General features: G+C 71.5%; 16 protein-coding genes and 1 pseudogene. 7 read left to right on the top strand and 10 right to left on the bottom strand.

Annotated elements, in window-relative coordinates; genetic code table 11:
* Together AB0903_RS29875 and AB0903_RS29870 are read right to left on the bottom strand one after the other, a co-directional pair.
* Positions 1–573 (bottom strand): annotated as a pseudogene (locus AB0903_RS29875) (hypothetical protein); the annotation flags it as partial.
* On the bottom strand, positions 570–854 hold the full coding sequence (locus AB0903_RS29870) for a hypothetical protein (RefSeq protein WP_366707847.1): 285 nt from the start codon (positions 852–854) through the stop codon (positions 570–572). The pseudogene AB0903_RS29875 and the gene AB0903_RS29870, both read right to left, overlap by 4 nt.
* Between AB0903_RS29870 and AB0903_RS29865 the strand changes: the two genes are divergently transcribed.
* On the top strand, positions 793–2,235 hold the full coding sequence (locus AB0903_RS29865; protein ID WP_366707846.1) for a D-alanyl-D-alanine carboxypeptidase: 1,443 nt from the start codon (positions 793–795) through the stop codon (positions 2,233–2,235). The two genes, AB0903_RS29870 and AB0903_RS29865, sit on opposite strands and share 62 nt — an antisense overlap.
* On the opposite strand, the gene AB0903_RS29860 is transcribed toward AB0903_RS29865, so the two are convergent.
* The 3 genes from AB0903_RS29860 to trpS form a co-directional block, all read right to left on the bottom strand.
* On the bottom strand, positions 2,183–3,133 hold the full coding sequence (locus AB0903_RS29860) for a YihY/virulence factor BrkB family protein (RefSeq protein ID WP_366707845.1): 951 nt from the start codon (positions 3,131–3,133) through the stop codon (positions 2,183–2,185). The genes AB0903_RS29865 and AB0903_RS29860 overlap by 53 nt on opposite strands.
* A gap of 306 nt (positions 3,134–3,439) precedes the next feature.
* A complete protein-coding gene (locus tag AB0903_RS29855; RefSeq protein ID WP_366707844.1) occupies positions 3,440–4,021 on the bottom strand; it encodes a 2'-5' RNA ligase family protein in 582 nt (193 codons plus the stop codon).
* 141 nt (positions 4,022–4,162) lie between these two features.
* Entirely contained in the window at positions 4,163–5,176 is a 1,014-nt protein-coding gene (trpS, locus tag AB0903_RS29850; protein ID WP_366707849.1) for a tryptophan--tRNA ligase, read from the bottom strand.
* Positions 5,177–5,603: 427 nt separating this feature from the next.
* On the opposite strand from trpS, the gene rocD reads away from it, so the two are divergent.
* Positions 5,604–6,809: an ornithine--oxo-acid transaminase gene (rocD, locus tag AB0903_RS29845; RefSeq protein WP_366707843.1), complete on the top strand. Its 1,206-nt coding sequence runs from the start codon at positions 5,604–5,606 to the stop codon at positions 6,807–6,809.
* 280 nt (positions 6,810–7,089) lie between these two features.
* Here the strand turns inward: rocD and putP are convergent, their stop codons facing one another.
* Complete coding sequence (gene putP / locus AB0903_RS29840; protein ID WP_366707842.1) at positions 7,090–10,668, bottom strand: sodium/proline symporter PutP; 3,579 nt, start codon at positions 10,666–10,668, stop codon at positions 7,090–7,092.
* A 495-nt stretch (positions 10,669–11,163) separates the two neighbouring features.
* Here putP and AB0903_RS29835 point away from each other — a divergent pair, with 495 nt between their 5' ends.
* Positions 11,164–12,783, top strand: coding sequence for an alanine/glycine:cation symporter family protein (locus AB0903_RS29835; protein ID WP_366707841.1), 1,620 nt, complete (start codon positions 11,164–11,166; stop codon positions 12,781–12,783).
* A gap of 124 nt (positions 12,784–12,907) precedes the next feature.
* On the opposite strand, the gene AB0903_RS29830 is transcribed toward AB0903_RS29835, so the two are convergent.
* On the bottom strand, positions 12,908–14,566 hold the full coding sequence (locus AB0903_RS29830) for a helix-turn-helix domain-containing protein (RefSeq protein ID WP_366707840.1): 1,659 nt from the start codon (positions 14,564–14,566) through the stop codon (positions 12,908–12,910).
* Positions 14,567–14,916: 350 nt separating this feature from the next.
* Here AB0903_RS29830 and AB0903_RS29825 point away from each other — a divergent pair, with 350 nt between their 5' ends.
* Positions 14,917–15,183 carry a hypothetical protein gene (locus AB0903_RS29825; protein ID WP_366707839.1) on the top strand — a complete coding sequence of 89 codons (267 nt, stop codon included), beginning with the start codon at positions 14,917–14,919 and terminating at the stop codon, positions 15,181–15,183.
* On the opposite strand, the gene AB0903_RS29820 is transcribed toward AB0903_RS29825, so the two are convergent.
* The gene (locus AB0903_RS29820; protein ID WP_366707838.1) at positions 15,117–16,634 is read right to left on the bottom strand and encodes a PLP-dependent aminotransferase family protein; all 1,518 of its coding nucleotides are present in this window, start codon (positions 16,632–16,634) and stop codon (positions 15,117–15,119) included. The two genes, AB0903_RS29825 and AB0903_RS29820, sit on opposite strands and share 67 nt — an antisense overlap.
* A 47-nt stretch (positions 16,635–16,681) precedes the next feature.
* Between AB0903_RS29820 and AB0903_RS29815 the strand changes: the two genes are divergently transcribed.
* Genes AB0903_RS29815 through AB0903_RS29805 form a run of 3 tightly spaced genes read left to right on the top strand, consistent with a single transcriptional unit; the run spans position 16,682 to position 17,709 of the window.
* Positions 16,682–17,179: a carboxymuconolactone decarboxylase family protein gene (locus tag AB0903_RS29815; RefSeq protein WP_366707837.1), complete on the top strand. Its 498-nt coding sequence runs from the start codon at positions 16,682–16,684 to the stop codon at positions 17,177–17,179.
* A gap of 9 nt (positions 17,180–17,188) precedes the next feature.
* The gene (locus AB0903_RS29810) at positions 17,189–17,317 is read left to right on the top strand and encodes a hypothetical protein (protein WP_366707836.1); all 129 of its coding nucleotides are present in this window, start codon (positions 17,189–17,191) and stop codon (positions 17,315–17,317) included.
* 50 nt (positions 17,318–17,367) lie between these two features.
* Positions 17,368–17,709 (top strand): hypothetical protein, encoded by a 342-nt coding sequence (locus AB0903_RS29805; protein WP_366707835.1) that lies wholly within the window; start codon positions 17,368–17,370, stop codon positions 17,707–17,709.
* A gap of 304 nt (positions 17,710–18,013) precedes the next feature.
* On the opposite strand, the gene AB0903_RS29800 is transcribed toward AB0903_RS29805, so the two are convergent.
* Together AB0903_RS29800 and AB0903_RS29795 are read right to left on the bottom strand one after the other, a co-directional pair.
* Positions 18,014–18,982 (bottom strand): ABC transporter substrate-binding protein, encoded by a 969-nt coding sequence (locus tag AB0903_RS29800; protein WP_366707834.1) that lies wholly within the window; start codon positions 18,980–18,982, stop codon positions 18,014–18,016.
* Between the two features lie 141 nt (positions 18,983–19,123).
* Complete coding sequence (locus tag AB0903_RS29795) at positions 19,124–21,115, bottom strand: ABC transporter permease subunit (protein ID WP_366707848.1); 1,992 nt, start codon at positions 21,113–21,115, stop codon at positions 19,124–19,126.
* Between the last annotated feature and the right edge of the window lie 38 nt (positions 21,116–21,153).

The following is a 21,153-nucleotide window of genomic DNA, read 5'->3' as shown; positions in this document are numbered from 1 at the left end:
GAACGCGGAGATCCTCGTCGTCACCACCCCGCAGCAGGCCGCGGCCGAGGTCGCGGAGCGTGCCGGGTCCATCGCGGTGCAGACGCACCAGAAGAGCCAGGGAGCGCCCGCCGGACGGGCCGCCTCGCCGGAGGCGGCCGTGGCCGGTGAGGCGGCGGGCCCGGCGAGGACCGGTCCCGCCGCAGCAGACCCGGGCGTGGGCCGCGCCGAAGGGACGGCGGTCTCGTTCGGGTGATCACCGGACGCGGCGGCACGGCGCTCCAGGGCCCTGCGGAGCAGGGGCCGGACCGCCTCGCCCACGAGCAGCGCCATGACCAGATAGAGCAGCACCGCGAGCCACAGCTGGCCCGGCCACGCCAGGATCCGCTCCAGCCAGAAGGGCGCTCCGGCCCGGCCCGACACGAGTGCCGCGAACGACAGCAGGGGCAGCACCCAGACCGCCGCCGTACCGACCCGGCGCGCGGTGCCGCCCCGCGCGGTCGTGTCGCGCACCAGCCGCCGCCACACGTACCAGTGCACACCCGCGAACAGGGCGACGACCAGAATGATCACGAGTACGACGACTGCGGTCACGATCGGCTCCCTGTCCCCTGGCCGTTGCCCGTTCCCGGTCCCTGTTCACGCCGCAGGGCACGCAGCCCGCGCAACCCGATGACCCCGATGACCGTCCCCAGAACAAAGGACGTGACGGCGAGCAGCAGATGGACCCAGAAGTAGCCGGAGGGGTCCCCCGCGTCGTCGAATGCGAGCCCGCTGGCGTCCTGCCACAGGTTCTTGACGAAAGTGATCCAGATGAACCAGCTCCACACCCCGAACGCGAGCAGGAACCAGGAGACGGATCGGCTGAGCTTCATGCGCCAAGTATCGCGGCCGTCCTCCGACCGGGTTCTCCGGGGTGGGCTGTCCCGGTGTCAGATCGGGCCGAACAGCGGGCCGATCTCCATATTTTCAATGCGGCCCTGTACGTTCTCGTCCGTGTCTGCTCTGAAGAAGACGACCGCGAGAAGGGCCGCCCTGGCGCTTCTCGCCGCCGCCCTGCTGCCCGCGACAACCGCCGCCCCCGCCTTCGCGGCCACGCACGACGACAATCCGGACCGGAAGAAGGCGAAGCCTCCGGCGGTCATGTCGTCGGTCGGCGGCGCACAGCTCGCCAAGCCGGGCACACAGGTCCTGCTCGGTCCCGGCGCGCCGGTCCTCCCCAAGAGCGTCAGCGGCCGGTCCTGGATAGTGGCGGACGCCGAGAGCGGGGACGTGCTCGCCTCCCACAACGCGCACTGGCGCCTACCCCCTGCCTCGACGATGAAGATGCTCTTCGCGGACACACTGCTGCCCAGGCTGCCGAAGACGACCGCCCACGAGGTCGCCCCCGAGGAGCTCGCCGCACTCGGTGAGGGCAGCAGCCTGGTCGGCATCAAGGAGAACCACACCTACACGGTCCACGACCTGTGGCTCGGGGTCTTCCTGCGGTCGGGCAACGACGCCGTCCACGTCCTGGCGGCGATGAACGGCGGTATGCCCAAGACCATCGCCGACATGCAGGCGCACGCCGCGGAGCTGCAGGCGCTGGACACCAAGGTCGTCTCCCCCGACGGCTACGACGCCCCCGGCCAGGTCTCCTCCGCGTACGACCTCACTCTGATCGCGCGCAGCGGGATGCAGAAGAAGGACTTCCGCGAGTACTGCTCGACGGTGAGCGCCGACTTCCCCGGCGAGCAGAAGAAGGGCAAGAAGCGCGAGACGTTCAAGATCCAGAACACCAACCGGCTGCTCACCGGCGCGAGCGGCGTGACCCCGTACAAGGGCATCGCCGGAGTCAAGAACGGCACCACCACACAGGCGGGTTCGACGTTCACCGGGGTCGCGGAGCGCAACGGCAAGGTACTGCTCGTCACCGTCATGCACCCGGAGTCGGACGAGAGCATGGCCGTCTACAAGGAGGCGAGCAGGCTGCTGGACTGGGGCTTCGCGGCGGCCGGCAAGGTGACGCCGGTCGGTGAGCTCGTACCGCCGGCGTCGGCGCGTCCTGCGACGTCCCCCGCCCCGGAGCCGGTCAAGAACGACGCGGGCAAGGACGGGGCCGCCGAGCCGGTCGCCGCCTCGCAGACCGGCTCGAGCGGCATGGGCGTCGCGCTGAGCGTCGCCGGCGCCGTGCTGGCAGGTCTCGGGGCCGCGATGTTCCTGCTCAGGCGCCGGTGGCCGCTGCCGGACCGGTCCCGTCACGAGCCTCGTCCCTGACGGGGCCCTCGTCGCCTGCGGACTCCTCACCCGCGGGCTGCTCGTCGCCGCTGCTCGGCGTCGCCGTCCAGGCGGCGCAGAACAGCAGCAGCTTCGCCGTGAAGTTGATCCACAGCAGCAGGGCGATCGGGACGCCGAAGGCGCCGTACATGCTCCGTGAGGCGACACCGCTGATGTAGCCACCGAGCAGCAGCTTGAGCAGTTCGAAGCCGACCGCGCCGATCAGCGCGGCCACGACGAGGCGACGGCGCGGCGGATGGACTCCCGGCAGCAGGGTCAGGACGTAGAGCAGGATCAGGAAGTTCGCGAGCACACCGACGGCGACGGCGGCGACCTGGAGCAGCACTCCCCCGATCCCGCCGTCCTCCAGGCCCAGCAGGTCGGCGGTCCAGCCGACGGTCATGGAGCCGAGCGCGGAGGCCGCGAACGAGGCCAGACCGATACCGCCGAGGCCGGCCAGTACCCCCACGTCCTTGAGCTTGCGGACCACCGGGTTGCCCTCGTCCTCGTCGTCGAGATCCCACACGGCCCGCAGGCACTCCCGCATCGAGCCGACCCAGCCGACGCCCATGAACAGCAGCACCGCACCGGCGACGACCCCGACCGTGGCGGCGTGGGCCACCAGGGCCTCGATGTCGAGCTGGTCGGAGATGCCGGGCACCTGCTCGGAGAGCGTGTCGTCGAGCCCGTCCAGCGCCTGCTGGTCGAGCGTCGCCGCGACGATCGCGGCGACGACAGTGATCAGCGGAAAGAGCGCCAGGAAGCTGAGGAACGTGATCGCGGCCGCGAGACGCGTCCAGTGCGCCCGGTCGAGCGTCTCGTACGACCGCCAGGCGTGGGTACGCGTCAGCCGCCGTACGAGCGGGCCGACGACAGGGAGCTTGATCAGCCAGTCCATGCGGGTACGCCTACCCCGCGTCACGCGCCGCAGGCCCGGCGGCGCGCCGTACCCGGGGGTTGCTACGAAGGGTGACCGCGGCCGGGATGTGTGGCCGGCGGGTACAGGGCCGGGGGTATGCGGCGGGGGCGTGTGACAGACCCGAAGGGTGTCGGTCGGGCGGGGCGCGCCAGGGGCCGAAGCGTGTCGGTCGGGCGGGGCGTGTCAGGGGCCGGAGTGTGTCGGCGGGCGGGGCGTGTCAGGGGCCGGAGTGTGTCGGCGGGCGGGGCGTGTCAGGGGCCGGAGCGTGTCGGCGGGCGGGGCGTGTCAGAGGCTGGTGGCGTGCTCGTCGACCGGGGCGCCCTGGGTGGGCACACCCGTGATGCCGCCCCCGAAGGCGTAGGTGCTCAGCTTGCGCCACACGGCGTCCGCGCCCTGCTCGTAGAGCGCGAAGGAGGCGCAGGTCCACTCCGCGCGGTACTCGGACAGCTCCTCGTACGCGCGGTCCATGGCCTCCTCGGAGATGCCGTGCGCCACCGTCACATGCGGGTGGTAGGGGAACTGCAGCTCGCGGATCAGCGGCCCCGACGCGTCCCGCACCCGCTTCTGCAGCCAGGTGCACGCGGCGCCGCCCTCGACCACCTGGACGAAGACGACGGGCGAGAGCGGGCGGAAGGTCCCGGTGCCGGAGAGCCGCATCGGGAACGGCCGGCCGCCCGCCGCGACGGCCTCCAGATGCGCCTCCACGGCGGGCAGAAGCGAGGAGTCGACCTCGGTCGGCGGCAGCAGGGTGACGTGTGTCGGAATGCCGTGCGCGGCGGGATCACCGAAGCCCGCGCGCCGCTCCTGGAGCAGGCTGCCGTAGGGCTCCGGGACCGCGATCGAAACGCCGAGCGTTACGGTCCCCACGTCGTTCTCCTCAGGTGTCGGTGCCGAAGCTGTCGGTACGGATCGGTGAGCGGGTGTGCAGCCGCCAGTGTGGCGGCTGCACCCTCGGTGTGGCCAGAGTCCTTGGACACAGGCCCTCGGACTCCGCCGGTTCGGTGCGGCTCAGTGCTTCGCGGGGACGAAGCCCAGCTTGTCGTACGCGTCCGCCAGCGTCTCCGCCGCGACCGCGCGCGCCTTCTCCGCGCCCTTGGCCAGGATCGAGTCCAGCGTCTCCGTGTCGTCCAGGTATTCCTGCGTACGGGTACGGAAGGGTGTGACGAAGTCGACCATCACCTCGGCGAGGTCGGTCTTGAGCGCACCGTAGCCCTTGCCCTCGTACTTCTGCTCCAGATCGGCGATCGTCGTACCCGTGAGGGTGGAGTAGATGGTGAGCAGGTTGCTGACGCCCGGCTTCTCGTCGGCGTCGAAGCGGACCACCGTGTCGGTGTCGGTGACGGCGCTCTTGACCTTCTTCGCGGTGGTCTTCGGATCGTCGAGCAGGTTCACCAGGCCCTTGGGCGTGGAAGCCGACTTGCTCATCTTGATCGACGGGTCCTGGAGGTCGTAGATCTTGCCGACCTCCTTGACGATGTACGGCGCAGGGACCGTGAACGTCTGCCCGAAGCGGCTGTTGAAGCGCTCCGCGAGGTCACGGGTCAGCTCGACGTGCTGGCGCTGGTCCTCACCGACCGGCACCGCGTCCGCCTGGTACAGCAGGATGTCCGCGACCTGGAGGATCGGGTACGTGAACAGCCCCACGGTGGCCCGGTCGGCGCCCTGCCTGGCGGACTTGTCCTTGAACTGGGTCATGCGGGACGCCTCGCCGAAGCCCGTGAGGCAGTTCATGACCCAGCCGAGCTGGGCGTGTTCCGGAACGTGGCTCTGGACGAAGAGCGTGCAGCGCTCCGGGTCGAGGCCGGCCGCGAGCAGCTGGGCCGCGGCGAGTCGGGTGTTCGCACGCAGCTCAGCCGGATCCTGCGGCACGGTGATCGCGTGCAGGTCCACGATCATGTAGAACGCGTCGTGGGTCTCCTGCAGCGCGACGTACTGGCGGATGGCGCCGAGGTAGTTCCCGAGGTGGAACGAACCGGCGGTGGGCTGGATACCGGAGAGCGCGCGAGGTCGGGATGAGGCCATGCACACCATTCTCTCAGGTGCGGAACCGATCTCCGGCCGCCGGTGCATCAAAGGTGTGAGGACGCGGGAAGGCCCCTCCGGCGGCCGGCGCGGGGCGGGGCCGGGCCGGGGATCGGGCGCCGGGGATCGGGCGCCGGGGGCGGGGGCGAGGCGGGCGGTCGGGCCCGGGGCGGGGTGCGCGCTCATCAGCGCCACCTCCACCACCACCTCCGCCTCCGCCACCACCTCCGCCTCCGCGCGGATGACGGTGAGCGCGTCCTGGGGCTGTTCCTCCGCGCCGACGAGCGACGCGTGCGGCGAGTCGCCGCGCGGTGCGTTCCACACTGCGAGCCGCGGGCGGAGCGGGACGATGGAGGGAGGGCGGGCGGACGGAACGGGCCCGGCGGTCCGCCCTGCCGGAGCGCCGTCCACGACGATCGGAGGACCCGTGTCGAGTACGACATCCGCCTACGCCGCGGCCGAGGCGCACACCGCGCACAACTACCACCCGCTGCCGGTCGTCGTCGCCACGGCGGACGGCGCCTGGATGACGGACGTCGAGGGCCGCCGCTTCCTCGACCTGCTCGCGGGGTATTCGGCCCTCAACTTCGGCCACGGCAACCGGCGGCTGATCGAAGCGGCCAAGGCGCAGCTGGAACGGGTCACGCTGACCTCCCGTGCCTTCCACCACGACCGGTTCGGCGACTTCTGCGCCCAACTCGCCGAGCTGTGCGGCATGGAGATGGTCCTGCCGATGAACACCGGCGCGGAGGCGGTGGAGACGGCCGTCAAGACCGCCCGCAAATGGGGCTACCGGGTCAAGCGGGTGCCGGCCAACATGGCGAAGATCGTCGTGGCGGCCGACAACTTCCACGGCCGGACGACCACGATCATCAGCTTCTCCACCGACCCGGAGGCGCGCGCCGACCACGGGCCGTACACCCCGGGCTTCGAGATCGTCCCGTACGGGGACCTGACCGCGCTGGAGTCGGCGGTCACGGAGAACACGGTCGCGGTACTGCTGGAGCCCGTCCAGGGCGAGGCGGGCGTGGTGGTCCCGCCCGCCGGCTACCTGGCCGGCGTCCGCAGGATCACCCGTGAGCGGAACGTGCTGTTCGTCGCGGACGAGATCCAGTCGGGGCTGGGCCGGACGGGAGCGACCTTCGCCTGCGAACACGAGGGCGTGGTGCCGGACGTGTACGTGCTCGGCAAGGCGCTGGGCGGCGGCGTGGTGCCGGTGTCCGCCGTGGTCTCCTCTGCCGAGGTCCTCGGCGTCCACCGGCCGGGCGAGCACGGTTCGACCTTCGGCGGGAATCCGCTGGCATGCGCCGTCGCCCTGGAGGTGATCGCGATGCTGCGGACCGGCGAGTTCCAGCGGCGCGCCGCCGAACTGGGTGAGCACCTCCACCGTGAGCTGGCCCTGCTGTCGGGCAGCGGCGCGGTGACGGCGGTGCGCGGACGCGGTCTGTGGGCGGGCGTGGACATCGCGCCGGAGCACGGCACCGGCCGGGAGGTCTCGGAGAAGCTGGTGGACCTGGGGGTACTGGTGAAGGACACCCATGGGCCGACGATCCGGATCGCGCCGCCGCTGGTGATCAGCAAGGAGGACCTGGACTGGGGCCTCGACCGGATCCGCGCCGCGCTGAGCGGTTGACGGCACGGGGCACGGCAACGGCGCACGGCAACGGGGCAACGCGGCACGACGGCACGGCAAGGCAGCGCGGGTGCACGGCGGCACGGGCGCACGGCGCACGGCGCACGGCAGCACGGGCAAGGGGTACGGCGACGCGGCAAGGCAGCGCGGCCCGCCACTGCCGGGGCCCCGCGCCGTGCCGTACCCGGTAGCCGGCTCTGGCGCGGGGCGGCTCTGGCGGGGCGCGGGGCGGCTCCGGGCAGCGGTCCGCGGCGTGTCGGCGCGGACCGCTGTCGCTCGCTCAGGACCTCGGCGGGTCGGGAAGCCCCTGCTCGGTCCAGATGATCTTCCCGGCTTTCGTGTAGCGCGTCCCCCAGCGCCGGGCCAGCTGCGCGACGATCAGCAGGCCCCGCCCTCCCTCGTCCGTGGTCCGGGCATGGCGCAGACGGGGCGAGGTGTTGCTGGCGTCGGACACTTCGCAGATCAGGGCCCGGTCCCGGATCAGCCGCAGGACGATCGGTCCGGTGGCGTGACGGATGGCGTTGGTGACCAGCTCGCTGACGATCAGCTCCGTGGTGAACGTCAGGTCGTCCAGGCCCCATGCCGACAGTTGCCGGGCGGCGACGCCGCGGGCGTCCGAGACGGCGGCGGGGTCCGAGGGCAGGTCCCAGGACGCGACCCGGTCGGACCCCAGCAGGCGGGTCCGGGCGAGGAGCAGGGCGGCGTCGTCGGGCGGCGGGACTTCCAGCAGCGCGTCGACGACGCTGTCGCCGATCTCCCGCAGCGACGGGCCGGGCGCCGTGAGCCTTTCCCTCAGCCGGGAGAGGCCGACGTCGATGTCCCGGTCCGGGGCCCGGACGAGGCCGTCGGTGTAGAGCCCGACCAGGCTGCCCTCGGCCAGTTCCAGTTCCACGGACTCGAAGGGCAGGGAACCGAGGCCGATCGGCGGTCCGGCGGGCAGGTCCAGGAACTCGACGGTGCCTTCGGGGCGGACGATCACCGGCGGAAGGTGACCGGCCCTGGCCATACTGCACATCCCGGTGACCGGGTCGTACACGGCGTACAGGCAGGTGGCGCCCACCATCGCGGCGCTCACGCTCTCGTTCTCGGCCGACGTCGTCCCGTCGCTGCCGGGCGACTCCATGAGGCCGATGACCAGGTCGTCCAGGTGAGCCAGCAGTTCGTCGGGGGGAAGGTCCAGATTGGCGAGTGTGCGCACCGCCGTGCGGAGCCGCCCCATCGTCGCCGCGGAGTTGATGCCGTGCCCGACCACGTCCCCGACGACCAGCGCCACCCTTGCCCCGGACAGGGGGATCACGTCGAACCAGTCACCGCCCACGCCGGTCGGCGCGTCCGCCGGGCAGTACCACGACGCCACGTCCAGAGCGGATCCGCCGGTCACTTCCTGCGGCAGCAGGTAGCGCTGCATCGACTGGGCAGCGGTCCGCTCACGGGTGAAGCGGCGCGCGTTGTCGATGGACACGGCGGCACGGGAGACGAGTTCCTCGGCGAGACGTACGTCGTCCTCCTCGAAGGGCCACGTGCGCCCGGACCGGACGAACGTCGCCGCGCCCAGCGTGACACCGCGGGCCCGTACCGGCACCACCATCACCGAGCGGAGGTCGAACCGGCGGATGGCGGGGCCCAGGGTCGGATCCATGGCGACCCATGCCTCGGGCGAGTGCTCCAGGTCCTCGACCAGGGTCCTGCCCTCCAGCAGGCAGCGGGCGACGGGCGAGGACGGGGCGCGCTGGACCACTTCGCCCACGGTCAGCAGCGCCTCCGGGCTGCCCTCGCGTACGGACCTCTGCCCCGCGCGGCGGATGACCGGGCCGAGGTCGACCGGCCCGGGGGCGGGCTCCTCGCCTCCGATGACCGACTCCAGCAGGTCGACGGCGACGAAGTCGGCGAGGGCGGGCACGGCGTTGTCGGCCAGTTCCTGCGCCGTCAGCTGCACGTCCAGCGCGCTGCCGATGCGGGCGCTCGCCTCGTTCAGGAGGGCGAGGCGCTCCTGTGCCCTTCGGCGCTCCGTGACGTCGATGATCATGTACCAGACACCCACCTGCCGACCGCGCCGGTCCTTCATGCCGAAGAACGAGGCCGAGTACGCCCGGTCCCGGTAGGGCGCGGGATGATCGACGGCGCGGAACTCGTGGTCCATCACCGGAGCCCCCGTCCGCAGGACGGTCCGCATCCGCTCCTCGAAAGCCTCTGCCACGGGCTTCGGCAGCACCTCCTTCACCTGGCGCCCCAGCCTCCGGTCCGGAGGGAGGAGCCGCCCGAGGATCTTGTTCACCCAGACGTAGCGCAGGTCGGTGTCGAGGACCGCCACGCCGACCGGCGCGTCGGACAGGAACGGTACGAGCAGCAGCTGACTGACCCCGCCCCCCGGCATCCGCCAGAAGGCCCGCTGCGGCGGACGGCCGACGAACCTGCCGAAGACCAGCGCGGCGGCCGTGGCGACGAGCACGCCCGGAACCATCTCGTAGATGTCCGACTCGAGCGGCCCCAGCAGCGGGTTGATCCTGTCCCACAGGAGCACCGTGGCCGCGCCGGACACGATCGAGGCCATGGCCCCCGCCCAGGTCATCCGCGGCCAGTACAGCGACAGCAGGACGACGGGCCCGAACGCCGCGCCGAAACCGGCCCAGGCGTAGGCGACGATGTTCAGCACCCCGCCGCCCCCGAGCGCGATCACACAGGCGACGACGATCACCAGCACCACGGCCCCGCGCCCCACCCACACCAGCATCCGGTCCGACGCGCGCCGGTGGAGGAACGCGCGGTAGAAGTCCTCCGTGAGGGCGACGGACGACACGAGGAGCTGGCTGTCCGCGGTCGACATGATCGCGGCCAGTACGGCGACCAGCATCAGCCCGGCGACCCAGGGATTGAGCAGGGTCTCGCTCAGGACGATGAACACCGTCTCCGGGTTCTCGAGAGGCGTGTCGAGCCGTGCGATCCCCACGAGGCCCACGAGCGTGGCACCGGCGAGCACGACCAGCACCCAGAACGTTCCGATGCGCCGGGCCGCCGGGACCGCCCGGGTGCTGCGGATGCCCATGAAGCGGGCCAGGATGTGCGGCTGGCCGAAGTAGCCGAGGCCCCAGGCGAGCAGCGACACGATCGCCACGGCCCCGAGCGAGCCGCCCGCCGTCCACCGGCCGTCGATGAAACCGGTCTCCGACCCGATGTCCAGCAGGCTCGGCGTCTTGCGGTCGAGGGATTCCTCCAGGGAACCGAAACCTCCGAGTGCCGCGACGCCGACGAGGGGGAGCACCAGCAGGGCGACGAACATCAGGGTGCCCTGCATGACGTGTGTCAGGCTGACGGCGAGGAAGCCACCGAGACACGCGTAGGTCACGATGACCAGGGCGGTCAGCACCACGCCGAGTTCGAAGGCGATGTCGAAGACCTGCTCGAACAGCAACCCTCCGGCCACCAGTCCGCTGGCGACGTAGACAGTGAAGAACACGACGGTCACGGCGGCCGAGACCATCCGCAGCGTCCGGGTGCGGTCCTCGAAACGCTCCTCCAGATAGGCCGAGAGGCTGACCGCGTTACCGGCCCGCTCCGTGTAGGTGCGCAGTCTCGGGGCGACGAGCAGCCAGTTCAGATAGGTTCCGGCGGCCAGACCCACGGCGATCCAGCTCGCATCGATCCCGGCCGCGTAGACGGCTCCGGGGAGGGCGAGGAACAGCCAGCCGGACATGTCGCTCGCGCCGGCGGAGAGCGCCGCGACAGGCGCGCTGAGCCTGCGGCCGCCCAGCGCGAAATCGGCGAAGGTCCGGGTCCGGGTGTACGCCCAGACTCCCACCGAGACCACGGCCACCACATAGACGATGAAAGTGGCCAGGACCGGCGCGCTCAGGTCGGACATGTCTTCCTCGCTCGGGAGACGGATGACCACAAGCAGCAGCGTCGGCTGAGCAGCAGCTCACCCTTGTACAAATGTATCGACTCCGGGCCGATGAGGACTTTCGGAGCGAGTGCCGACCGGACCGGGCTGTCCGGACGCAGGGCCACGCAGCCGGTCCGCGAGCGCCGAGGGTGACCGGCCGGTACGACCGCCGGGAGTGACTTCGCCGGGCCGGCGTCCCGGCATCGTGTTCGGATCCGTCACCGACGCCGCTGAGCGCCGCATCGCCCCCCGGCGAAGGCACCGGGCGCCTGGTCCGTCCTGCGCATCGCCTCCTGAACAGGTCGGTCCGCTTGGGCCCGGCATGGTCCAGATCGCCAGCGCCCGAGCCGGTTCTTTGGCCGGTTGGACGAAATCCCGGCGACCGGGGCCGCCCTACGGTTCCCCGAACAGCAATCCGGCATCCGGGACGTTCCGGCGGCGTCGTCGTCCCCGGCCCGGGAGAAGGAGACCGCAATGGCTCTGATGCAACAGCTGCGTTCTGCTCCTGAAGGGGTTCCCGCACTCGCCCAAGGCGCGGAGAGCGGATTCCTCGGGACCGTGGAGGAAAAGATCAACGCGGTGTTCGATCCGATTGCCACCGGACTCGGAGACTTCGTCTTCGGCGAGGTGTCTCTCTTCGGGATCAGCTTTCCCTGGATCGTCGCCTGGCTCGTTCTCGCGGGCGCGGTCTTCACCCTCTACTTCGGACTCATTCAGGTGCGCGGTCTCCGGCTGGCCCTGCAGATCCTCCGCGGCCGGCACAGCAGGAAGGACGACCCGGGCGAGATCACCCACTTCCAGGCGCTGACATCGGCCGTGTCCGGCACCGTCGGCCTGGGCAACATCGCCGGCGTCGGTGTGGCCGTCACCATCGGTGGGGCGGGAGCCACCTTCTGGATGGTGCTCTGCGGCCTGCTGGGCATGGCCTCCAAGTTCGTCGAGTGCACCCTCGGTGTGCGCTACCGCGATCACCACCCGGACGGCAGCGTCTCCGGCGGTCCGATGCAGTACCTGCGCAAGGGGGTCGCGGAGCGGCTGCCCGGGGCCACGGGCCGGTTCCTCGGAAAGGCCCTTGCAGGGCTCGCGGCTGCCATGATCCTCCTCTTCGGGATCGGCGGCGGCAACATGTTCCAGGCCAACCAGTCCGTCATCCAGCTCCGGGACATCACCGGCGGTGACGACGGCCCGCTGGCCGGCGACGGTTCGGCGCTGGCGCTGGGTGTCGTGCTCGCCCTCGTCGTCGGTGTGGTCATCATCGGCGGTATCAAGTCGATCGGCCGGGTGACCAGCCGTCTGGTCCCGGCCATGGCGATCGTGTACGTCACCGGCTGCCTCATCGTCATCCTGTTCAACGTCACCGAGGTCCCCGCGGCGTTCGGCGCGATCCTCAACGGCGCGTTCACCGGGGAAGGAGTCGTCGGAGGCGTCGTCGGAGCGCTGATCGTCGGCTTCACCCGCGCCGCGTTCTCCAACGAGGCGGGCCTCGGGTCCGCGCCGATCGCCCACTCGGCCGTCAAGACGCGCTACCCGGCGACCGAGGGTCTGGTCGCCCTGTTCGAGCCCTTCATCGACACCGTGGTCGTCTGCACCATGACCGCACTGACCATCGTCATCGCCGACACGCAGTTCTGGAACGACGCGAAGGCGGACTACGCGGCGAACGGCACCACCGTGGACGGGGTCACCGTCACCTCCTCGGCGTTCGAGACCGTGCTGCCGTGGTTCCCGATCGTCCTCACCGTGGCGGTGGTCCTCTTCGCGATCTCCACCATGATCACCTGGGCCTACTACGGTCAGAAGGCGTGGACCCACCTCTTCGGGCGGAGCAGGCTCAGCGAGCGCGTCTACCAGACGGTGTTCTGCGCCTTCATCGTCATCGGCGCGGTGCTCAGCTTCGGCAGCGTTCTGGCGTTCACCGACGCCGTGCTGTTCCTCCTGGCGCTGATCAACATCATCGGCCTCTATCTGCTCGCGCCGGTCGTCAAGCGGGAGCTGGCGCGGTTCCGCGCGGCGCTGCGCTCCGGCGAAGGGGAGGGCGTCGAGCCCGGCGGGCAGGGCGACGAGCTGGAGCCGGCCGATCGGACCACGGCATAGCCGCTCGGACGGCTCGGACGGTCCAGTGGCCCGGTGACCGGCCTGGGTGCTCCGGCAGGTGTTCGTGCCGGAGCACCCGGCGCCCGTGGCGGGCAGTCCCCGGTGACGTCCCGGGCGGCACGGGTCACCTTCCGGGCGGCACGGCCGTCGACCCGTTCTCCAGGAGCAGTTGCAGATGGGAGAAGAGGCACTGATGAGGATCGGCGAGATCGATCCCGCTGACCGCCTCGGCCCGCTTCAGGCGGTAGCGGAGGGTGTTCGGGTGGACGTGCAGCGACCGCGCGGCCGCTCGCACGTTGCCGAGTGTCCCCAGGTATGCGAGTACGGACGGCACCAGCCCGGACTCGTGCTCGGCCTCGTAGGCGAGGAGGGCGGTGATACGGGGATCACGAAGACGCGGATGCTGCTCCAGCAGTGCGAGCGCCTCACTGAGCAGGACTTCGGAGCGTACGTCGGCGATGGTGGCCACGCGCTGCTCGCCGCCGCGCATGACGATGTCGAGCACCTGGTCCGCCTCTGCCCTCGACTGGGCGATCGCGTGCAGACCGCCGACCACCGAGCCGACGGCGGCGCGGACGTCCAGCTTCATCCGCTGGCTCGCCGCCCGCACGATCTCGCCCGCCAGTCCGCAGGCGGTACTCTCCCCGGACTGCTCGGGCAGGCCCGGGAGGAGCATGTAGACGCGTGCGTCGGCGGTGGTGACCAGAGACCGCCGCCGGTACGCGGCCGCGTGGACGGAGATCAGGCTCATCATGGTCGCCCTGCGCATCTCGAAGGCCGGGCGACCGGCGTCGCTGCCCGCGCTGGCGCCCGTCACGCCCGCGTTGAGCGTGAACGCCGCCACGACGGCCGGTTCGTCCAGATCGGCCCCGATGTTGTCGGCGAAGGTCCGGGGATCGATGTGCCCCTCCAGCATCCGGCGGAACAGGCTCTGCTCGAACTCCAGGTCGGGTGAGGCTCCGGTACGCCGCCGGACGAGCTGCAGAGCGGCCGTCCTCGCGGCCCCGACCAGCGCGCTCTCCGCGTTGTCCGCCAGTGGGTCCCGGCCCTCCTGCACCCAGATGGAGCCGAGGAGCTGCTCTTCGACACGGATGCCGATGGCCAGCCGCCTTCTGATCCCTCTCTCCGGCCGTTCGTCGATGTGCACGATGTCGTCACCGGCGCGCAGCCGGTCGAAGACACCCCACTCCCGCAGCAGGGCAAGGTAGTCGGCCGGGCCCTGCCAGCCCAGGATCGACAGCCGGCGCAGTTCGTCGACCTCGTCGTCGGAACGGGAGTAGGCCAGCACGCGGTTGGCGCTGTCCTCGATACTCACGATGCCGCCGGTGAGAGCGGCGACCGTCTGTGCGAGGGCGAACAGATCGGCCTGCCGTCCGGCTTCCGGCACCAGGACGCGCGCGTCCGCGACAACGCCCCTGGCGAGGGCGTCGAGTTGGGCCCAACGCACCTCGGGCCGCACACAGAGGACCACGATCCCGGTGTCGGCGGCGAGGCGCTTCAGCTCGTCGAGGTCCTCACCGTGTTCCGTCTTCAGGGCCACGGCCGCGGCCCCCTGGCCGGCGGCGGCACGGGCGAGGCGGTGGACCCGCCGGCCGCGTGCGCCGATGATCAGGACAAGGTCGTTCCGGTAGTGGTCCGGCTCGTCGTCGGCGTCCAGGATGACGACGTCGTTGATCTCGACATCGAGACCACCGGGCGCGGCGACCAGCCCGATGACCGGATCGCCGAGCGCGAACAGCAACTGCCGTACGACCGCGCCGGTCGGCGTGCCTGCGTTGGCCATGGTTACCACCTGTCCTGCGCACGAGCGGACGCGCCAGGCGAGATCCCCGTGGGTGTCGGGGAGACCGGGCACCGTGCCCCGCGGCCTGGACCTGCCCACCGGGTGACCGTCTGCCACGGAGCGTGAGGTCGCTCGGCGTGCCGTGCCAGTGGCACCGACGCTACTCGGTGGGCAGGAGCACATACAACCGTCCCGGCCTGCCGTTCCCTGTCGTGCGATCGGCCAACACGCGCGGCGAGCCTCTGGAGATGCGGACAAGGTGCCCGGGGGCCGGACTCCGTACGGTCGAGGGGAGCTGGGAAACGATCTTCGAGGAGCACTGGTGCCGGCCCCGAGCGGATGACGGTCATATGAGCACGCGGCTGCTGCTGTTCGGCGACGACGAGCTGACGACCGCGGTCGCCGACTACGCGACGGCGTGGGGCGCACGGGTCGGCCGGCCGGCGGCGCCGTCCGCCGAGGCGCTCGGTAAGGCGCTGGAACACGACGTCGACGTCGTGGTGGTCGTCTCCCGGGAGGACATCCAGGCCCTTCGCCACGCCCTGCTCGTCTACGCCAGGGCCCGGCACAGCGCGTCCAGCGCACCCGCCCAGGCGCTGTCCGACGGCGTGGCGTAGCCGACGACGAGCGCGTCCCTGCCGGGTGCGGTGTCCGGGTGCCGGAAACGGCCGAGGGGCTCGACGACCAGCCCCTGCCACGCCGCCGCCCGCACGGCGGACTGCTCGGTCCCCGGCGGCAGTTCGAGAACGGCGTGCAGCCCGGCGGCGATACCGCTCACCCGGATGCCCGGGGCGTGCACGGCCAGTTCCCGCACCAGCTCGTCGCGGCGGCGCCGGTAGCGCAGCCGCATGCCCCGTACATGCCGGTCGTACGCTCCGGAGGTGATGAACTCGGCGAGGGTGAGCTGGTCCGGTGTGCTCGACATCCGTTCGGCGCCGCCCTTGGCCTCCAGCACCTCGTCGACCAGGTCCGGCGGCAGCACCATCCACGCCAGCCGCAGCCCGGGGGCCAGCGACTTGCTCGCCGTGCCCAGGTAGACGACGCGTTCCGGATCGAGTCCCTGGAGCGCGCCGACGGGCTGGCGGTCGTAACGGAACTCCCCGTCGTAGTCGTCCTCGAGGATCAGGCCGCCCGACCGGCGCGCCCAGTCGACGGCCGCCGCCCGCCGGTCGGGGTGCAGCGGCAGCCCCACGGGAAACTGGTGGGCGGGCGTCATGAGCACGGCTCCGGCGCTCCGCAGCTCGCTCTCGCCCAGCCCGGAGGTGTCGGTGCCCAGGTCGTCGAGGGGCAGTGCCGGGGTGCGCAGCCCGGCGCCGGTCAGCAGGTTCCGGTGCACATCGAGTCCGTAGGACTCGACGGCCACGTCCCCGACCCGCCGCTGCCGCAGCACCTTGCCCAACAGCGCGAGCCCGTGCGCGAAACCCGCGCAGATCACGATGCGGCCGGGGTCGGCGTACACGCCGCGCGCCCGTGCCAGGTAGTCGGCGAGCACGGTCCGAAGCTCGACGCGGCCGCGCGGGTCCCCGTAGCCGAACGCCTCGTGGGGTGCGGCGCCGAGTGCCCTGCGGGCCGCCTTGAGCCACTGCGCGCGCGGGAAGGAGGCCAGGTCCGGGCTGCCGGGCTGCAGGCTGTACGCGGGACGCCCGCGAGCCGGGCGCGCCCTGACCGCGCCGGTGGCCGCCTTGCGCGGCGCGGACCGGCGCGCCACCCGGGTACCGGACCCCTGCCGTGCGGTGAGCCAGCCCTCCGCGACCAGGTCCGCGTACGCGTCGGCGACGGTGTTGCGGGCGATGCCGAGGTCGGCGGCGAGCGAGCGGGACGACGGCAGCCGGACCCCCGGCGCGAGCCTCCCGCCGCGCACCGCTTCCCGCAGGGCGTCCATCAGTCCCTGCCGCAGCCCGGGTCCGCGCAGTTCGAGGTGGAGATCCACGCCGACCGCCCGGAAGGCGCCCGAGGCGCCCGAGACGCCCGAGACAGCGGACGCGGCACCGGCGTCGGAAGGGGCGGAGGCGGCAGCGGAGGCGGGCGTCGCGTCGTCAGAGGCGGAAGTGGCCCGGGAATCCGTCATGAAAGTGGACCATACCTCTGCGCCACTGCCGCCCTACGGTCGTACCCATGACGACGACGAACGAGACCAAGGCCCCTGAGCAGGCCCCCCGCATCCAGTGGACCGAACACGCCCCCGACGTCTACAAGGCCATGGTCCGGCTGGACCAGGCGTCCCGTAAGCATCTCGACCCGGTGCTGCTGGAGCTGGTGAAGATCCGCGCCTCGCAGATCAACCACTGCGCCTTCTGCCTCGACATGCACAGCAAGGACGCGCTGGCGGCCGGCGAGTCGGTGGAGCGGATCGTGCAGCTCAGCGCCTGGGACGAGTCGCGGCACTTCTACACGGCGAAGGAGATCGCCGCGATCGAACTGACCGAGGCGATGACGGTGCTCACCGACGGTTTCGTCCCCGACGAGGTCTTCGAGAAGACCGCGAAGCACTTCGACGAGACCGAACTGGCCCATCTCATCTCCGCGATCACGGTCATCAACGCCTGGAACCGCTTCGGCGTGACGGCCCGCCTGGCCCCCGGCCACTACACGCCCGGCTCGCTGAACCACTGAGGAGGGCGGATGCCCCCGACGAAAGCGCCGGCGCCCCTCTTCGCCTTCGGTCCGGGGCTGCGGCGCCGGGCGCAGGCGGCGGTGGCGGGCGTCGCCCGCGAGCCGCACGGGCAGGGGGCCTGGCCGGCGAAGCTCTGAAGAGGCTCAACTGCGTTGTACCACCGCCAGTCGCGGGACACGATCACCGCATGTTCGGATTCGGCAAGCAGGAACAGTCAGTGATCGTGCTGCGCGACGCGGACGGCATCGAGGCCGCCGTCCGCGCCGCGCTGGACCGGGCCACGCCCGAGGAACGTCCGGGACTCGAACGCGCCCTGGAGATCGTCGGGGACGCGTCGGCGGCGGCGTACGAGGACCTTCAGGCCCAGTGGGTGCGTCAGCGTCTCGACGCGGCGGGCGTGACGGGCCCGGCGGACTCGATCCCGGCGATCAAGGCTCTGCGCGAGGCTGCGCCGGGCCTGAGCCTCAGGTCGGCGGTGGACCTGGCGAGGACGACGAAGACCGCCGAGTCGGCGCGCCGCGGCGCGTAGCCGGAACGGGGCACGGTCCCGGACCCGGCCCCGGTCCGGACCCGGTCCGGCCGTGATCCGGGACCGATCCGTGGGCGGTGCAACGCCGCACGCCGGGACGGCCGGTGCCAAGGCCGTCCGTGTCAGGACCGCTGATGCATGGCCGCACGGTGCGAGACCGCCGGTGCCAAGCCACCCGTATCAGGACCGCCGGGGCATGACCGCCGGTGCATGACCCGCGGCCGCCCGGCCGACGCGGTCCGCCCCGGCCAGGGGCGCGGCGCCCGTGGCGCCGCTCGGCCCCGGGCCGGGCGGAGCAGGGGCGTCACTTCTTCGGCAGCCATGCCTTCCACGTCGCCTCATTGGCCTTGACCCACTTCTCGGCCGCGGCCTCGGGAGACATCTTCTCCCCGGCGATCATCTGCGCGACCTCGTTCTGCTGCTCGGTCGACCACTTGAAGTTCTTCAGGAACTCCGCCGCGTCACCGCCGTTCTTCGCGAAGTCGGCGTTGAGGAACTTCTGCAGCGGGGTGTTCGGGTAGGCGCAGGCGACCTTCTTCGGGTCGGCGTCGCAGCCCTCCTTGTACTCCGGCAGCTTGACCTCGACCAGCTCGACCTCGGCGTTCAGCCACTGCGGCGTCCACCAGTACGTCAGGAAGGGCTTCTTGTCCTTGACGTACTTCTTGATGGCCGTGATCTGCGCGGCCTCGGAACCCGCGTAGTTGGTCTTCAGGTTCAGGTCGAGGTTCTTGATGATCGCGTCGTCGTTGGTGACGTAGTCCGGGGAGCCCTCGAGGATCTCGCCCTTGTCGCCGCTCTCGGCGGTCGCGAACTCCTTGGCGTACTTGTTGAGGTTCTTCCAGTCCGTCACGTCGGGGTGCTCGTCGGCGAAGTACTTGGGCACGAACCAGCCGATGTGGCCGGTGACGCCGAGGTCGCCGCCCTTGACGACGGTCTTCTTGTCCTCGATGTACCGCTTCTCTTCCTTGGGGTGACCCCAGTCCTCCATGATCGCGTCGACGTCGCCCTTGGAGAGCGCGTCCCAGGCGAGGACCTCGCCCATCTGCTGCGACTTGACCGTGTAGCCGAGCTCCTTCTCCAGGATGTACTCGGCGACGGCCGTGTTGGCCTGCGCGCCGACCCAGGAGGGAACGGTCAGCTTCACGGTCTTGTCGCCGTCGGCCGCGTCCTGGCTCTTGCCGGTGTCCGCTGCGCCGCACGCGCTGAGCGTCAGGACGCCCAGGGCGCCGACGAGGGCGGTGGCGGTGCGGATGGTTCTGGTGCGGTTTCGCATGATGGTGCTCCTGCTGTTCGTGACGGGGACGTCGGTGGTGGGTCCGGGGTGGTTCACCGTCTGTGGCGGTTCACTGTTCGTGGTGGTTCACGGCCTGCGGTGGTTCACCGGTCTGCGGTCGTTCACGGTTCTGTGGAGGTTTCACGGTCGGTCGCTCTTGCGGGTGGCGGGCTGCGTGACCCGGTCGAGGACGAGGCCGAGGCAGACGATCGCCAGGCCGGCGGTCATGCCGAGCCCCATCTCGCCGCGGGACAGGCCCTTGACCACGTCGTAGCCGAGCGCCCCGCCGCCGACGAGCGCGCCGACGACGACCACGGCGAGGACCAGCACGACGCCCTGGTTGACGGCGAGCTGGAGGGCGGGCCGGGCGAGCGGCAGCTGGACCTGGAAGAGCTGCTGCCTGGGCGAGGCGCCGAGTGAGCGTGCCGCCTCCATGGCCGCGGGGTCGACCTCGCGCAGGCCCTGGGCGGTGATGCGCACGACGGCGGGCAGCGCGTACACGACGGCGGCGATGATGGCCGAGGCCCTGGTGACACCGAAGAGCGCCACGACCGGGATCAGATAGACGAACTGCGGCATCGTCTGCATCGCGTCGAGCAGGGGCCGCAGCATGCGTTCGAGGCGCCCCGCGCGGGCGGACACGATGCCCAGGAAGACGCCGACGACCAGGGTGACGACCAGCGCGGCCAGCACCTGCGAGAGCGTGTTCAGGGACTTCGCCCAGACGCCGAGCACGCCGATCGCCGACATCGCGAGCGTGGCCGTCAGCGCGGTCGCCCAGGTGCCGACCAGCCACGCGAGGGCCGCGACGATCAGCAGCACCGACCACCAGGGCAGCCAGAGCAGGCCGTCCCGCAGCGGGTTGAGGATCCACAGGGTGAACTGCTCGGACCAGACCTCGGTGCCGCCCAGCACCGGGATACCGGAGGAGACGTGCTCGGTGATCCAGCTCTGTGCCTGGTTCACCGGCGTGGAGATGTTGAACGTCCACCCCTCGGGCCATGCCCCGCCGATCAGGAACCGGGCAGAGACGGCCACGGCGACGCCCGCCGCGACCAGGCCCCAGCCGGAGCGGCCGTGCAGCAGTCCGCCGCCGGGGGCGCTTTGGCCGATCCGGTCGCCGGCCGCGGCCGTCGTGCGGTCCAGCCAGATGGCGATCAGCACGATCGGGATACCGGCGGTGAGCGCCTTGCCGACGTCGACGGTGGAGAGCGCCGAGTAGACCTCCTCGCCGAGGCCGCCCGCGCCGACGAGGGCGGCGATGACGACCATCGACAGCGCCATCATGATCGTCTGATTGAGCCCGAGCAGCATCTGCTTGCGGGCGAGCGGCAGCCGGGCGGTCCGCAGCCGCTGCAACGGGCTCGCACCGAGCGACGCGGACGCCTCGAGCACCGAGGGGTCTGCGCCGCGCAGTCCGAGCGCCGTCAGGCGGGCCATGGGCGGCGCGGCGTAGATGACGGTGCAGAACAGCGCGGCCGGTGTGCCGGTGCCGAAGACCAGCACGAACGGCAGCAGGTACGCGAAGGCCGGCAGGACCTGCATGGTGTCGAGCACCGGGCGCAGCGCGCGGTTGATCCGGTCGGACAGGCCGGCCACCAGGCCGATCAGCACACCGAGCAGTGCGGCCAGTCCCACGGCGACGACCATCAGCGCGATGGTCAGCAGCGTGGCGTCCCACATGCCCAGGAGTCCGCAGAGGGCGAACGCGCCGAAGGCGGTCGCGGCGACCTTGGCACCGGGGCGGCCGAGTCCGGCGGCGCGCCAGGCGACGAGGACACCGACGGCGAGGACTCCGAGCCAGCCCATCGAGTGCAGCACGTCGTACACGCCGCCGACCGCGTCGGTGGCGCTGTTGGACAAGTGCAGCAGGAAGTAGAGGAAGAGCGGGTGGGAGTCGCGGTTGTCGATCACCCACCGGTTGGCGTCGTCGAGCGGCCCGGAGATGTCGATGTGCAGCGCGGCGGGCCAGCTGCCGCTGCCCCACAGCGCGATCCCGGCGGGCACGAGCACGAGCGCGAGCGCGGCGAGCGCCAGCAGCTTGCCCTTCACGGGATGCCGGAGGGCGTCGCGGAGCGACGGGCCGATGAGGTTCTTCTTCTCCGCGGCGGGCGCGGACACGGCGGCGGTCATCGCGGCCACCGCCCGTCGATGTTCCGGCGGGCTGCCGG

The sequence above is a fragment of the Streptomyces sp. NPDC048389 genome (assembly GCF_040706335.1).
Lineage (GTDB): Bacteria > Actinomycetota > Actinomycetes > Streptomycetales > Streptomycetaceae > Streptomyces.
Note: the sequence above shows the minus strand (reverse complement) of the source record. Positions and strands in the feature narration are given on the sequence as shown.